The following is a 14859-nucleotide window of genomic DNA, read 5'->3' as shown; positions in this document are numbered from 1 at the left end:
CAGGGTTCTGTTTGAAAAGTCGACGAGTGACAGGAAAAAGGTGCAGCACCCGCCCCCGCGGGCAAAAAATTGACAAGACGTCACAAGGATTATCAAGCAGTGCTTAGAGCCTAGTCGACAATGGGGGATGAGGGAGGGTTCCGAGAGATTCGGCGTGTGGGAAATCGCTTTCGCGGCCAAGCTTCGCTCCTACGGTACAGGTGATCCCGTAGGAGCCAGCGGTGCGGCGATCCGACTTGCCCGCGAAGGGCTCAACGCGGTTCGATGTGGGCAATCATCAGCTGAACCGTCTCATTTCCGCGAAACTCGTTGAGGTCGAGCTTGTAGGCCAATTCGACCCATTTGATGGTCGGGTTCGGCCAGATATCGCGGTCAATTCCGAAAGCAATGCCGTCCAGCTTCACCGAGCCGCATTCGCTTCTCAGCACCACTTTCAGATGCCGTTCGCCAACGACGCGTTGTTCGACCAGCTGGAACACGCCATGAAACAACGGCTCCGGGAAGTGTTGCCCCCACGGACCGGCATGACGCAGCGCACGGGCCAGTTCGAGGTGAAACTCCTCGACCGCCAACGTCCCGTCCGACAACAGGCGCCCGGTCAGGTCTTCCTCGCGCAATTGCCTACGCACTTCAGCGTCAAAGGCTTCAGCGAACAACGGAAAATTCGCCTCCGGCAAGGTCAAACCCGCCGCCATGGCGTGGCCGCCGTATTTGCTGATCAGGTTTGGATGCTGTGCCGCCACCACGCTCAAGGCGTCACGAATATGGAAGCCCTGCACCGAACGCCCCGAGCCCTTGAGCATGCCGTCGCCTGCATCGGCGAAGGCGATCGTCGGACGGAAATAACGCTCTTTCATACGCGAAGCGAGGATTCCGATGACGCCCTGGTGCCACTCGGGATCGAACAGGCACAGGCCGAACGGCATGGATTCCACCGGCAAGTCCTTGAGCTGAGCCAGCGCCTCGCGCTGCATGCCTTGCTCGATGGATTTGCGGTCCTGGTTCATGCCGTCGAGCTGAACGGCCATTTCCCGGGCGAGTCCGGCATCTTCAGTGAGCAGGCATTCGATGCCCAGGCTCATGTCATCCAGCCGCCCTGCCGCGTTCAGGCGCGGGCCGACGATGAACCCGAGGTCGGTCGAGGTAATGCGCGTGTGGTCACGCTTGGCGACTTCGAGGATCGCCTTGATCCCCGGTCGTGCGCGTCCGGCGCGAATTCGCTCCAGCCCCTGATGCACCAGAATCCGGTTGTTGGCGTCCAGCGGCACCACGTCGGCGACGCTGCCCAGCGCCACCAGATCCAGCAACTCACCGATATTCGGCTGCGGTTTGCTCTCGTACCAGCCGAGGCTTCGCAGACGCGCGCGCAGGGCCATCAACACGTAGAAAATCACCCCGACGCCGGCCAATGCCTTGCTCGGAAACCCGCAACCCGGCTGATTCGGATTGACGATGGCGTCGGCCAGCGGCAGTTCGTCGCCGGGCAAGTGGTGGTCGGTGACCAGCACCTGAAGGCCTGCCTTTTTCGCAGCAGCGACGCCTTCGACGCTGGAGATGCCGTTATCCACGGTGATCAGCAACTGCGGTGTGCGGGTCAGCGCCACCTCGACGATTTCCGGGGTCAGGCCGTAGCCGTACTCGAATCGGTTCGGCACCAGATAATCAACGTGAGCCGCGCCCAACAATCGCAGGCCCAGCATGCCCACGGTACTGGCCGTCGCACCGTCAGCGTCGAAGTCGCCGACGATCAGAATCCGTTGCCGCTGCTCCAGCGCCGTCACCAGCAAATCCACCGCGGCATCGATGCCCTTGAGCTGCTGGAACGGAATCAGCCGCGCCAGGCTCTTGTCCAGTTCAGCCTCGGACAGCACGCCCCGCGCCGCATACAAGCGGGTCAGCAGCGGCGGCAGATCACCGAGGAATGGCAGGGTGTCGGGCAACAGGCGAGGTTCGATGCGCATGGGGTGACAGGTGCTTCTCTTGAATACGTAGGATAAAACCGGATGTCGCGGTGAAAAATCAGCCGCGTTCGCCGCTCAGCCACTGCAACTGAACTTCGTGCTGACCACGGTCGTCGGTGACGAAAATCGTCCCTTCGCTGATCATCACGTCCCACTTGATAACGCGGGGCATGTCTTTGGCCAGGGTTTCCAGGACTTCCTGAGGAACCGCGGCGATGTGCACGTTTTTCAGGTTCTTGATCGCCGGGATCACTTTGGTTTCCCAGACGCGCAGGCTGCCGTAGGCCAGCAGACTGGTGCGCTCGGTGCGACGCGAGCACCAGGTCAGGCGATCGGCGTCTGGCTGGCCGACTTCAATCCAGTGCAGAACACGGTCGTCCAGGCTCTTTTCCCACAGGGCCGGCTCATCCACGTCTGACAGACCACGGCCAAACGACAGCTGCTCGTTGTACCAGAAGGCGTAGGCCAACAGACGCACGGTCATGCGCTCTTCGGTTTCCGAAGGGTGACGGGCGATGGTCTGCTTCACCGTCTCGTAAACGCTGCGGTCGAGGTCGGTGAGGTTCAGTTCAAACTTGTAGGTCGTGGACGGCTGGGCCATGAACGGGCTTCTTGATACGTGGAAAGGCGGCAAGTCTAACCGATGCGGCACGCTTCGCGGCCATCAACCTTGAGCGACTGACAGCGGGCTGTGCTAAAACGCTTTATCAGCCAAGCCTTTGTCCTACAGGATCCAGCATGCCGTTTACCGCCAAACCACTCTCAGGCCTGAAAGTCATTGAATTGGGCACCTTGATCGCCGGGCCGTTTGCCTCGCGCATTTGCGGCGAATTCGGTGCCGAAGTGATCAAGATCGAGTCCCCCGACGGCGGCGATCCGTTGCGTAAATGGCGAAAAATGTATGAAGGCACTTCGTTGTGGTGGTTCGTTCAGGCGCGTAACAAGAAATCCCTGACGCTGAACCTGAAACACCCGGACGGCTTGGCCATTCTGAAAAAGCTGCTTGGTGAAGCGGACATCCTGATCGAGAATTTTCGCCCCGGCGTGTTGGAAAAGCTCGGCCTGGGCTGGGAAGTCTTGCACGCACTGAACCCGAAACTGGTGATGGTACGCCTCTCGGGGTTCGGCCAGACCGGGCCGATGAAGGATCAGCCGGGCTTTGGCGCCGTCGGTGAATCCATGGGCGGCCTGCGCTACATCACCGGGTTTGAAGATCGACCACCGGTGCGCACCGGGATTTCCATCGGCGATTCGATTGCCGCGCTCTGGGGCGTGATCGGCGCATTGATGGCCTTGCGTCATCGCGAGGTCAACGGCGGTCTGGGTCAGGTGGTGGATGTGGCGCTGTACGAAGCGATCTTCGCCATGATGGAAAGCATGGTCCCGGAGTTCGACGTGTTCGGTTTCATACGCGAACGCACCGGCAACATCATGCCGGGCATCACGCCCTCCTCGATCCACACCAGTGCTGATGGCAAACATGTGCAGATCGGCGCCAACGGCGATGCAATTTTCAAACGCTTCATGCTGATCATCGGCCGCGACGATCTCGCCAATGATCCGGCGCTGGCCAGCAACGACGGGCGTGACAGCCGTCGCGACGAGATTTATGGGGTGATTGATCGCTGGGTCAACTCGCTGCCGCTGGACGCCATCATCGAACAGTTGAATCAGGCCGACGTTCCCGCCAGTCGGATCTTCAGTGCCGAAGACATGTTCAATGATCCGCAGTACCTGGCGCGGGAAATGTTCCTGAAGGCGAAGCTGCCGGACGGCAAAGATTTCAAGATGCCGGGAATCGTGCCGAAACTCTCAGAGACACCCGGCAGTTCGGAATGGGTCGGGCCGCAGTTGGGCGAACACAATGCGCAGGTACTCAACGATCTTGGCTACGACAAGGAACAGATCGCAAAGCTGCGTGAAGACGGGGCCATCTAGGCTGAAGCGCCTGCTTTCGCTGCTCATCACCGACGGCCTGTCGCGCAGAGGGAGGGTCATGTGCGCGTTCGCGGTGATGATTTTGCTCATCGGTCCGACCCCATCGGCGATGGCACAGCCCAAGGAAACCATGATCTGGCTGTTGCGGGATCTCCCCCCGCTGACGATTTTCGAAGGACCGAAAAAGGGTCAGGGCGTCATCGATCAATTGTTGCCACTGCTGATCGCCGGCATGCCGCAATACAAACACACCTTGCTGCGGGTCAATCGCGCCCGCGCCTTGCAAATGCTCCACGAGCCGTCCCTGACGTGCGATGCCGCGTTGAACCGGAGCAAGGAACGCGAGCGCTGGATCGCCTTTTCCATTCCGGTGTTTCGGGCCATGAGTAACGGCGTGGCCGTGCGGCGCGTAGACCGCGAGACGCTCGCTCCCTTCATCCAGGACGGTGAGCTGGATCTGCTTGCCTTCCTGGCTAGCGGCGAAAAGTTGGGTATTGTTGCCGAGCGCAACTACGGTGAGTACCTCGACGCGCTGCTCAAACAGGCGCCGCCTGATTCGCTCACCCCCCATTACGGCAATGACGCCCTCGGCAGCCTGTTGCAAATGCAACGTTTGGGGCGCTTGCGACTGCTGTTGGGATACCGTCCGGAAATCCGCTACCAGGCTCAGCAGCAAGGGATCGCCGAGGATGATTTTCAGTTCTACCCGATTCGCGGCGCGGAAAAATTCCTGTCGGGTTACATCGGCTGTACCGACACGCCCATGGGCCGACAGGCAATCGTCGAGATCAACCAGTTGCTGCGCAAACTGCCCCATGAGCGATTGAGCGAGGCGTACGCGGCGTGGCTGGACCCGGAAAGTCGTAGCGCCTATCTGGAGGAATCCAGGGCGTATTTCGAACAACAGGCGCAGGAATGACAAATCGCGGGCAAAAAGAAACCCCGAGAAGTGGGGAGACGACTCGGGGTTAAACGTGGTCTACAAAAAGACCAGTGGCAGCACGACTACAAGCACCGGAGCACAATGCTTGATCCTGCTGTTACATCCTCTGACTGACCTTGGGCCCGTAAGGTTCCCATAAAAAATAATTCACTTACGCCCGACTCAGGATCTTGTCCTGTGCGGCGTTGCGCAACGCTGCGATTACGCAGGGTTCCAGGCGTCCTTCGGCAATCATCAGATCGCGATGCAACCCGTCGACCACATCCGTGAGCAGACGTTTGTCGCTCAACTGAGCCTGATTGAATTCCCGTTCGACCACGATGGCGCCGGTCGAGCTCTTCAGTGTCACCAGGCATTCGCCATGGGCGCCCGACGGGGTCAACGTCACCTGGTACGGGCTTAGAGCCTCTTCGAGCAATAGGCTGATACTTTCCATCTCGATCACCACTCAATAGTCCGAAAACGAAGTGCCTGGGGCGTGTTCACAATAAGTGACCATCGGCCCGAGAAGAAAGTTCTGGATTCCAGTTGCAGACGCGTCGGCGTCGCTGGTTGATGGAGCATGCATGGGGGAGATGACAGGTTTGTGTATTTTGGGCAGTGGGGATCGGGATTGGGATTGGGATTGGGTGAATATCCGTTTCTTTGGTAATGGCAGCTATTGGTTTCGCCCTTACGGCGAGTTACTTGGAAAAGCGCCAAGTAACCAAGCGCCTGCGCCCCTGACGTACGGTGGCTCGCTTAGGCTCGCCATGCCCTCGCTCCGGTCCTGCTCCGTGGGCCCGCCGCCATCGGCCATCCATGGCCGGGGGCGGCTACCGCGGCATCCTTGCCGCGGTGCCCACTACGCAGAACCTGCGCTCGGCCTTCCGACGGGGCAGATCAAGATCAAAAGCCAGATCAAAAACAAAGCGAGGCGGCCTGAAAGCCGGCCTGAAGTCCGTCAGGATCATCGGCGGTGAACACCCATGTCATGCCCGCCAACATTCCCCTGTGGGAGCTAGCCTGCTAGCTCCTACAGGGGAATGCGTACGATCAATGAGCCAGGTCGGCCCGAAGGCCGCCTCGCGGTGCTGTGGCGGTGGTCGCCCCCTCGAGAGGCCGAGTGCAGGTTCTGCGCAGTGGGCAACCCGGCAGGGATGCCGGGTTAGCCGCCCCCGGCCATGGATGGCCGATGGCGGCGGGCCCACGGAGCAGGACCGGAAGGAGGGTATGCCGAGCCTTAGCGAGGCACCGAACGAAAGGGGCAAAAGCCCTTTGGTTACTTTGGGGCTTTTCCAAAGTGACTCGCCGTAAGGGCGAAACCCTAAGTCGCCGTTACCGCAAAAACGGATATGTACTCAACCGTTAAAGCGGCTTCCCACGATTCCCATGCTGACCAACAAAAGCCTGCACAGCCTTGAGGTCATTTGGCAACACAGTGCAACGCTCATCCCGCTCAAACAGATCAGCCAAATGCACCGGCAATTCCAGCGCCTTGCCGACACCAGCCTTCTCCACCGCATCCGGGAATTTGACCGGGTGTGCGGTGCCAAGGATCACCATCGGAATATCCAGACTACGACGGCATTCACGCGCAGCCTTCACGCCGATCGCCGTGTGCGGGTCCAGCACTTCGCCAGTCTGCTCATAAACTTCGGCAATGGTTTCGCAAGTTTGCGCATCATCCACCGCCAACGAATCGAACAGCTTGCGCGCTTCAGTCCAGCGCTCCTGTTCAACGCTGAAACCACCGCCCTGCTTGAACGAATCCATCAGACCGGCAATCGCCGCGCCATTGCGACCGTGCAGATCAAACAGCAAACGCTCGAAGTTCGACGACACCATGATGTCCATGGACGGCGACAGCGTGGCGTGCAGGGTTTCCTTGACGTACTGATTGCCGCTCATGAAGCGGTGCAGGATGTCGTTGCGGTTGGTAGCGACGATCAACTGGTTGATCGGCAGGCCCATGTTGCGCGCCAGGTAACCGGCGAAGATGTCGCCGAAGTTGCCGGTCGGCACCGAGAACGACACCGAACGCGCCGGGCCGCCCAACTGCAGGGCTGCGTGGAAGTAGTAAACGATCTGGGCCATGATCCGCGCCCAGTTGATCGAGTTCACCGCCACCAGGCGCGTGCCTTTGAGGAAGCTCTGGTCGGCGAAGCTCGCCTTGACCATTTCCTGGCAGTCATCGAAGTTGCCTTCGATGGCGATGTTGTGGATGTTCTCGCCAAAGATGGTGGTCATCTGGCGACGCTGCACTTCGGACACGCGGTTGTGCGGGTGCAGAATGAAGATGTCGACGTTTTCGCAGTGCTTGCAGCCTTCGATGGCGGCCGAACCGGTGTCGCCGGACGTAGCGCCGACAATCACCACGCGCTCGCCGCGTTTTTCCAGCACGTAGTCGAGCAAACGACCGAGCAGTTGCAGGGCGAAGTCTTTGAACGCCAGGGTCGGGCCGTGGAACAGCTCCAGCACCCACTCGTTGCCGTTCAGCTGACGCAGCGGCGCGACGGCGCTATGAGCGAATACGCCGTAGGTTTCTTCAAGGATCTTTTTGAAATCGGCATCAGGAATGCTGCCGGTAACAAACGGGCGCATCACCCGGAAAGCCAGCTCGTGATACGGCAGGCCGGCCCAGGAAGCGATTTCTTCCTGGGTGAAACGTGGCAGGTTTTCCGGGACGTACAGACCGCCGTCGGTGGCGAGACCGGCCAGCAGGACGTCTTCGAAATTCAGGGCCGGTGCCTGGCCGCGGGTACTGATATAACGCATGACTGGCTCCAATAGACAGTGTTCGCAAACCCGGGCCCGCATGCAGGCCCGGTGAACGATAACGGCTTAGTTCAGGTGCTCGACGCGGATCCGTACAACCGGACCGACCACGCCTGTCAGGGCTTCGAGGGCGGCGATCGCATCGTTCATGTGCTGTTCCAGCACACGGTGAGTCAGCAGGATCATCGGCACCAGACCGTCATGCTCTTCGACTTCTTTCTGCATGATCGATTCGATGTTGATGCCGCGCTCCGACAGGATGCTCGCGACCTGAGCCAATACGCCCGGGTGGTCCTTGGCCTGAATGCGCAGGTAGTAAGCGCTTTCGCAGGCTTCGATCGGCAGGATCGGGTGCGCCGACAGCGAATCCGGCTGGAAAGCCAGATGCGGCACACGGTTTTCCGGGTCGGAGGTCATGGCGCGAACCACGTCCACCAGGTCGGCGATCACCGACGAAGCGGTCGGCTCCATGCCGGCGCCGGCGCCGTAGAACAGGGTCGAACCGGCAGCGTCACCGTTGACCATCACCGCGTTCATCACGCCATTGACGTTGGCGATCAGGCGATCGGCCGGGATCAGCGTCGGGTGCACGCGCAGTTCGATACCGGCCGCGGTGCTGCGCGCCACGCCCAGGTGCTTGATGCGATAGCCCAGCGCTTCGGCGTAGTTCACGTCAGCCGTGGTCAGCTTGGTGATGCCTTCGGTGTAAGCCTTGTCGAATTGCAGCGGAATGCCGAACGCGATGGAGGCCAGGATCGTCAGCTTGTGGGCCGCGTCGATGCCTTCAATGTCGAAGGTCGGATCGGCTTCGGCGTAACCCAGGGCTTGCGCCTCGGCGAGTACGTCTTCGAAGGTGCGACCCTTCTCGCGCATCTCGGTGAGGATGAAGTTGCCGGTGCCGTTGATGATGCCGGCGACCCAGTTGATGCGGTTGGCCGACAGGCCTTCGCGAATCGCCTTGATCACCGGAATGCCACCGGCCACAGCCGCTTCGAATGCCACGATCACGCCTTTCTCGCGAGCCTTGGCGAAAATTTCATTACCGTGAACGGCGATAAGCGCCTTGTTCGCGGTGACCACATGCTTGCCATTCTCGATGGCCTTGAGTACCAGCTCGCGGGCAACGGTATAGCCGCCCATCAGCTCTATAACGATGTCGATCTCAGGGTTCGTGGCCACTTCGAAGACATCGTTGGTAATCGCAATACCGGTCGTTTGGAACTGAGGCTTTGGCGTGCGCATGGCAATTTGTGCCACTTCGATTCCACGCCCGGCACGACGAGCAATTTCCTCGGCGTTGCGCTGAAGTACGTTGAAGGTACCGCCACCGACGGTCCCTAACCCACAGATGCCTACTTTGACCGGTTTCACTGTGAACTCCCCATGAAACGGCCGACTCAAGGCCGGCCGTGAAAACAGCCGCATGCTCGCGGCTCTCTATTAATGGCCCGGCAAATGTTGCCACCGGACCATGATCGTCAAAGACTGGCCGTGACGATGCGAATTTATTTCGCGCCCAGCGCCAGTTTGGCGACTTGTGGCGCAGGCTGGTAGCCCGGAATGACCTGACCGTCGGCCAAAACGATGGCCGGTGTGCCGTTCACGCCAATCGACTGCCCGAGGGCGAATTGCTTGGAAACCGGGTTATCGCACTTGGCGGCCTTGATTTCCTTGCCGTCGACCATTTTGTCCATGGCGGCTTTCTTGTCTTTCGAGCACCAGACGGCTTGCAGCTGTTCGTCACCCGGCGAGCCCAGGCCCTGGCGCGGGAACGCGACGTAACGCACTTCGATCCCGCGCTTGTTCAGCTCAGGCACTTCGGCGTGCAGTTTGTGGCAGTACGGGCAGGTGGTGTCGGTGAACACGGTGATGTGCGATTTGGTTTCGCCGATGGCCGGGTAAACCACGGTTTCCGCGAGCGGAATCTCGTTGACCAGCTTGGAAATGCCCAGGCGTTCGGCCTTCTCGGTCAGGTTGACCGGTTTGCCGTCCTTGAGCTGGAACATGTAGCCCTGAACCACGTACTGGCCGTCGGCGCTGGCGTAGAGCACGCGGCTGCCCTTGAGTTTGACTTCGTACAGGCCAGGCAACGGGCTGGCGGAAATGCTTTCTACCGGCACTTCGAGCTGGAGGTTTTCCAGGCTTTTACGAATGGCTTTGTCGGCCGCGTCATCGGCGACGGCAAAGGTGCTGACCAACGCAATGGCTGCGGCGGCGAAAATCTGGGTCAGACGCATGAGAACTCCTGAAGGCGGACAAATGGGAAGGCCAGAACGCCCGTGCCGAAACACCGGGTCTTAACCGCCCATCGTGCAAACCGGCAAAGCCTATCACATAAGGGCTGCGTGGCCGAATGCGCCTGTCGCAAGACGCTGCATTGTTAGCTGACACCCATTATTGTGGTGAGGGAGCTTGCCCCCGTTGGACTGCGAAGCAACCCCAAAATGGGACTGCTGCGCAGTCCAACGGGGGTAAACCCCCTCGCCACAGGTCAGCATTTCAATTTCGGTAACGGTGCTAGCCGCGCGGGTGGTGTTTGGCGTGCAGATCCTGCAATCGAGCCCGGGCAACATGGGTGTAAATCTGGGTGGTCGACAGGTCGCTGTGGCCGAGCAGCATTTGCACCACCCGCAAATCGGCGCCGTGGTTGAGCAAATGCGTGGCGAACGCGTGGCGCAAGGTGTGCGGCGACAGCGACTTGCCGATCCCGGCGACTTTGGCCTGATGTTTGATCCGGTGCCAGAAGGTCTGGCGCGTCATCTGCTCGCCGCGCTGACTGGGGAACATGACGTCGCTGGGACGTCCGCCGAGCAGCTCTTGGCGGCCATCGCGCATGTAGCGCTCGACCCAGACAATCGCCTCCTCGCCCATCGGCACCAACCGCTCCTTGCTGCCCTTGCCCATCACCCGCAGCACACCCTGACGCAGGTTGACCTGCTCCAGCGTCAGGCTGATCAGCTCCGTCACCCGCAAGCCGCAGGCGTACAGCACTTCGAGCATGGCGCGGTCTCGCTGGCCGATTGCTTCACTCAAGTCCGGCGCCTTCAGCAGCGCTTCCACGTCTGCTTCCGACAAGGATTTGGGTAACGGCCTACCGAGCTGAGGCATATCGACGCGCAAGGTCGGATCGACCGCGATCAACTTTTCCCGCAGCAGGTAGCGATAAAAGCCGCGCACACCCGAGAGAAATCTCGCCGTGGAACGGGGTTTGTAGTTCTGCTCCAGGCGCCAGGCCAGGTGATCGAGGATCAATTCGCGGCCAGCGTTGATCAACTCCAGCCCCTTCTCCTGCAGCCAGCCATTGAACAGGGCCAGATCGCTGCGATAGGCATCGCGGGTGTTATCGGAAAGACCTTTCTCCAGCCACAGCGCGTCGAGAAACTGGTCTATCAAGGGATGATCGATGGCGGGCATAAAGGCTCAGGCAAGACCGACAGTACGGTCAGGGAAGATAAATCGCAGGCAACAAAAAAGCAGCCCGTAGGCTGCTTTTTTCTGCATCGGAAGCTGGACTTAAGCCAGTTTTTCCTTGATGCGAGCTGCTTTACCGGACAGGTCACGCAGGTAGTACAGCTTGGCTTTACGTACGTCACCGCGACGTTTAACGGCCATGCTGTCGATTTGCGGGCTGTAGGTCTGGAAAGTACGCTCTACGCCAACACCGTTGGAGATTTTACGAACGGTGAAAGCACTGTTTACGCCGCGGTTACGCTTGGCGATAACAACACCTTCGAACGCTTGCAGACGCGAACGGTCGCCTTCCTTCACTTTCACCTGAACGACAATGGTGTCGCCCGGGGCAAAGGTAGGGATCTCTTTGGTCATCTGCTCTGCTTCGAGTGCAAGGATGATTTTGTTAGTCATGCTGTGCTCCTAAGGTAAATCGTCGGATCTACCATCGATACGTTGTTAACTATCGTCCCGCTCGCGGATGTATTCCTCGAGCAGCTTCTTCTCTTCTCCAGAAAGCGAGCGGCTTTCCAGAAGATCGGCGCGTCGTTCAAAGGTCCTACCAAGGGACTGCTGTAAACGCCAACGCCGGATGTGCGCGTGATTGCCACTTAGCAATACGTCGGGAACACGCTGATCCGCATACACCTCCGGTCGGGTGTAGTGCGGGCAATCCAGCAAACCATCCGTAAAGGAATCTTCCTCGGCGGAGTCCGCATGCCCTAAAGCTCCAGGCAGCAGTCGTGTAACCGCATCGATCAGGACCATCGCCGGCAGCTCGCCGCCAGACAGTACATAGTCGCCAATCGACCACTCTTCATCGACATGAGCATCAATAAAACGCTCGTCAATGCCTTCATAGCGGCCGGCAATCAGGATCAATGCATCCAGATTCGCCAACTCGCGTACCGCCGACTGAGTCAGTTGACGGCCTTGGGGGGACAGGTAAATCACCTTCGCCGCCTCCCCGGCTGCTGCCTTGGCCTGAACCAGAGCATCTTCCAGGGGCTTGATCTTCATCACCATGCCCGGACCACCGCCAAATGGGCGATCATCCACAGTGTGATGTCGATCCGTCGTGTAGTCTCGCGGATTCCAACAGGTGAGCTGCAAGAGCCCCTGTTTCACCGCCCGACTGGTGATGCCGTACTCGCTGATGGCGGAGAACATCTCGGGAAACAAACTGATCACTTCTACGCGCAAATTAGCCACGTTTAGAAGTCCGCGTCCCAATCCACCTTCATCTCGCCTGCCGCAAGGTCGACAGCCAACACGCATTGCTCCGTATAGGGCAACAGGCGTTCGCGATCATCCAGGCTGCCAGCGCAAGGCTTGACCACCATGACATCGTTCGAGCCAGTCTCCAGCAGGTGATCGATCTTCCCGAACAGTTGCCCGAGGGTGTCGATAACCTTGAGACCTTCCAGCTGGTACCAGTAGTACTCGCCGTCGGTCAGTTCCGGGAACAGGTTGCGCGGCACGCAGATCTCATAACCGGCCAGAAGACGAGCTTCTTCGCGATCATCGAGGTCCTTGAGCTTTGCGACCAGGAACTTGTCATTCCCGCGTCCGCTGACCAGCTCTACCTGCTTTACATTGCCGTCACGCTTGAGCGTCCAGGTTTTGTAGTCCAGCAGGTTCTTGATTGGATCAGTAAAGGAATACACCTTCACTTCGCCGCGAACGCCATGAACAGAATAAATTTTGCCGATAACGATCAAATCATCAGCAACAGCTGGCGTCGCGTTCATATTGCTCAGGCCGCAGCCTTAGCAGATTCCTTCAACAACTGAGCAACGCGCTCAGAAGGTTGTGCACCAACGCTCAGCCAGTAGGCTACGCGCTCTTGGTTCACGGACAGACGAACTTCTTGACCACGAGCAACAGGGTTGAAGAAACCAACCTGTTCCTTGTGCGAACCGTCGCGCGGGTTGCGGCTGTCGGTTACGGTCAAGTGGTAAAACGGGCGCTTTTTGGAGCCGCCAAGGGCAAGACGGATTGTTAGCATGTGAACATCGTTCCTGTAGTCGGTGCTGCAAATCTAAAGGCACAGCGGGCATAGGTGCCCGAAAGGCCGCATATTCTAAGGAATATCCGGACTTTTGCAAATGTCTTTTTCCGGCGGTCTATCGGCCGCCATCCAGATTTGCTATAGAGCCGTCGTTGAAAACGGCCAGTCAGCTCCCGCCAAGTGCGGGTTTGCTGGAGATCCCACTTCCGTGTGGGCTGCGCAAGAGCAAGCCCTTGCGCGAATTCTTTACATTTTCGGCATGCCGCCGCCGGGCAACATACCGCCCATGCCGCGCATCATTTTGGCCATTCCGCCTTTCGCGGAGAATTTCTTCATCATCTTCTGCATCTGCTTGTGCTGCTTGATCAAGCGACCGATGTCCTGCACCTGGGTGCCGGAACCCATGGCGATCCGGCGCTTGCGCGAACCGCTGATCATCTCAGGGTCGCGGCGCTCGGCCGGGGTCATGGAATTGATGATGGCTTCCATCTGCTTGAATTGCTTCTCTGCCGCGCCCTGGGCGTTGCCCATCTGCGCCAGGTTCACACCGCCGATGTTCGGCAGTTTGTCCATGAGACCGCCGAGGCCGCCCATGTTCTTCATCTGTTGCAGCTGATCGCGGAAGTCTTCGAGGTCGAAGCCCTTGCCCTTCTTCAGCTTCTTGGCCAGTTTGTCGGCCTTGTCCTTGTCGAGGGTCGCTTCGGCCTGTTCGATCAGGCTGAGCACGTCGCCCATGCCGAGGATGCGCGACGCGATACGCTCAGGGTGGAACGGTTCGAGCGCTTCGCTCTTCTCGCCCATACCGATGAACTTGATCGGCTTGCCGGTGATTGCACGGACCGACAGCGCGGCACCGCCACGGGCATCACCGTCGACCTTGGTCAGGATCACACCGGTCAGCGGCAGTGCATCGCCGAAGGCCTTGGCCGTGTTCGCGGCGTCCTGGCCGGTCATGGCGTCGACCACGAACAGCGTTTCGACCGGGTTGATCGCGGCGTGCAACGCCTTGATCTCGCCCATCATCTCTTCGTCGATGTGCAGACGACCGGCGGTATCGACGATGACCACGTCGATGAATTTCAGTTTCGCTTCTTTAATAGCCGCTTGCGCGATCTCGACCGGCTTCTGGCTCAGGTCGGACGGGAAGAAGGTCACGCCCACTTCACCCGCGAGCATTTCCAGCTGCTTGATCGCTGCTGGACGGTAGACGTCCGCGGACACGACCATGACCGACTTCTTCTTGCGCTCCTTAAGGAAGCGCGCAAGTTTGCCGGCGGTGGTGGTTTTACCGGCGCCCTGCAAACCGGCCATCAGCACGACGGCGGGTGGAACGGCGCTCAGGTTCAGGTCTTCGTTGGCCGCGCCCATCAGGCTTTCGAGTTCGGCCTGGACGATCTTCACGAAAGCCTGGCCCGGCGTCAGGCTGCGCGACACCTCGGTGCCGACGGCGCGTTCCTTGACCGAATTGACGAAGTCCTTCACCACCGGCAAGGCGACGTCGGCTTCGAGCAACGCCATGCGCACTTCGCGCAGGGTGTCTTTGATGTTGTCTTCGGTCAGCTTGGCCTTGCCGGTGACATGGCGCAGCGTCTGCGAGAGACGGTCGGTTAAGTTTTCAAACATTGCGCGATCCTTTCAGGCCCTGTGTAGACCGGGATAATGGCGGCCCAGACCGGAATCAACATGTGCTCGGCGAGCCTGCGGCGTGGGCAGGTCGCGGATTATAGCGAAGACTGCGACTGGCGGACACCTCGCACTTTCGTGCCGTGTCGGTTCTATGCCAAACTCAGCGCCTTTCG

14 protein-coding genes are annotated in these 14859 nt (G+C 59.5%); 2 read left to right on the top strand and 12 right to left on the bottom strand.

Features of this window, described 5'->3' with window-relative positions; all coding sequences use genetic code 11:
- Nucleotides 1-251: 251 nt before the first annotated feature.
- Nucleotides 252-1961 carry a single-stranded-DNA-specific exonuclease RecJ gene (recJ, locus tag J2Y86_RS23480; protein WP_253437032.1) on the bottom strand — a complete coding sequence of 570 codons (1710 nt, stop codon included), beginning with the start codon at nucleotides 1959-1961 and terminating at the stop codon, nucleotides 252-254.
- Between the two features lie 58 nt (nucleotides 1962-2019).
- A complete protein-coding gene (locus J2Y86_RS23475; RefSeq protein ID WP_007944886.1) occupies nucleotides 2020-2562 on the bottom strand; it encodes a YaeQ family protein in 543 nt (180 codons plus the stop codon).
- Nucleotides 2563-2699: 137 nt separating this feature from the next.
- Between J2Y86_RS23475 and J2Y86_RS23470 the strand changes: the two genes are divergently transcribed.
- Nucleotides 2700-3899 carry a CaiB/BaiF CoA transferase family protein gene (locus tag J2Y86_RS23470; protein WP_253437029.1) on the top strand — a complete coding sequence of 400 codons (1200 nt, stop codon included), beginning with the start codon at nucleotides 2700-2702 and terminating at the stop codon, nucleotides 3897-3899.
- Between the two features lie 58 nt (nucleotides 3900-3957).
- Nucleotides 3958-4818: a TIGR02285 family protein gene (locus tag J2Y86_RS23465; RefSeq protein ID WP_253437026.1), complete on the top strand. Its 861-nt coding sequence runs from the start codon at nucleotides 3958-3960 to the stop codon at nucleotides 4816-4818.
- A 175-nt stretch (nucleotides 4819-4993) separates the two neighbouring features.
- Here the strand turns inward: J2Y86_RS23465 and J2Y86_RS23460 are convergent, their stop codons facing one another.
- The 10 genes from J2Y86_RS23460 to ffh form a co-directional block, all read right to left on the bottom strand.
- On the bottom strand, nucleotides 4994-5278 hold the full coding sequence (locus tag J2Y86_RS23460) for a DUF3509 domain-containing protein (RefSeq protein WP_253437023.1): 285 nt from the start codon (nucleotides 5276-5278) through the stop codon (nucleotides 4994-4996).
- 911 nt (nucleotides 5279-6189) lie between these two features.
- Nucleotides 6190-7599 (bottom strand): threonine synthase, encoded by a 1410-nt coding sequence (gene thrC / locus J2Y86_RS23455; RefSeq protein ID WP_253437020.1) that lies wholly within the window; start codon nucleotides 7597-7599, stop codon nucleotides 6190-6192.
- 66 nt (nucleotides 7600-7665) lie between these two features.
- Entirely contained in the window at nucleotides 7666-8970 is a 1305-nt protein-coding gene (locus tag J2Y86_RS23450) for a homoserine dehydrogenase (RefSeq protein ID WP_253437018.1), read from the bottom strand.
- Between the two features lie 134 nt (nucleotides 8971-9104).
- A complete protein-coding gene (dsbC, locus tag J2Y86_RS23445; protein ID WP_253437015.1) occupies nucleotides 9105-9836 on the bottom strand; it encodes a bifunctional protein-disulfide isomerase/oxidoreductase DsbC in 732 nt (243 codons plus the stop codon).
- A gap of 280 nt (nucleotides 9837-10116) precedes the next feature.
- Entirely contained in the window at nucleotides 10117-11013 is an 897-nt protein-coding gene (xerD, locus tag J2Y86_RS23440) for a site-specific tyrosine recombinase XerD (RefSeq protein ID WP_010462986.1), read from the bottom strand.
- Between the two features lie 99 nt (nucleotides 11014-11112).
- Entirely contained in the window at nucleotides 11113-11463 is a 351-nt protein-coding gene (gene rplS / locus J2Y86_RS23435) for a 50S ribosomal protein L19 (protein ID WP_003175895.1), read from the bottom strand.
- Nucleotides 11464-11508: 45 nt separating this feature from the next.
- The gene (gene trmD / locus J2Y86_RS23430; protein ID WP_007897583.1) at nucleotides 11509-12261 is read right to left on the bottom strand and encodes a tRNA (guanosine(37)-N1)-methyltransferase TrmD; all 753 of its coding nucleotides are present in this window, start codon (nucleotides 12259-12261) and stop codon (nucleotides 11509-11511) included.
- Between the two features lie 2 nt (nucleotides 12262-12263).
- On the bottom strand, nucleotides 12264-12800 hold the full coding sequence (gene rimM, locus J2Y86_RS23425; protein WP_253437012.1) for a ribosome maturation factor RimM: 537 nt from the start codon (nucleotides 12798-12800) through the stop codon (nucleotides 12264-12266).
- 5 nt (nucleotides 12801-12805) lie between these two features.
- On the bottom strand, nucleotides 12806-13057 hold the full coding sequence (gene rpsP, locus J2Y86_RS23420) for a 30S ribosomal protein S16 (protein WP_003198088.1): 252 nt from the start codon (nucleotides 13055-13057) through the stop codon (nucleotides 12806-12808).
- Between the two features lie 249 nt (nucleotides 13058-13306).
- Nucleotides 13307-14683, bottom strand: a complete 1377-nt coding sequence (gene ffh, locus J2Y86_RS23415) for a signal recognition particle protein (protein ID WP_084321880.1) — start codon at nucleotides 14681-14683, stop codon at nucleotides 13307-13309.
- Nucleotides 14684-14859 lie beyond the last annotated feature (176 nt).

This window comes from Pseudomonas migulae (assembly GCF_024169315.1).
Classification (GTDB): domain Bacteria; phylum Pseudomonadota; class Gammaproteobacteria; order Pseudomonadales; family Pseudomonadaceae; genus Aquipseudomonas; species Aquipseudomonas migulae_B.
This window is presented reverse-complemented; position numbering and strand designations above follow the sequence as displayed.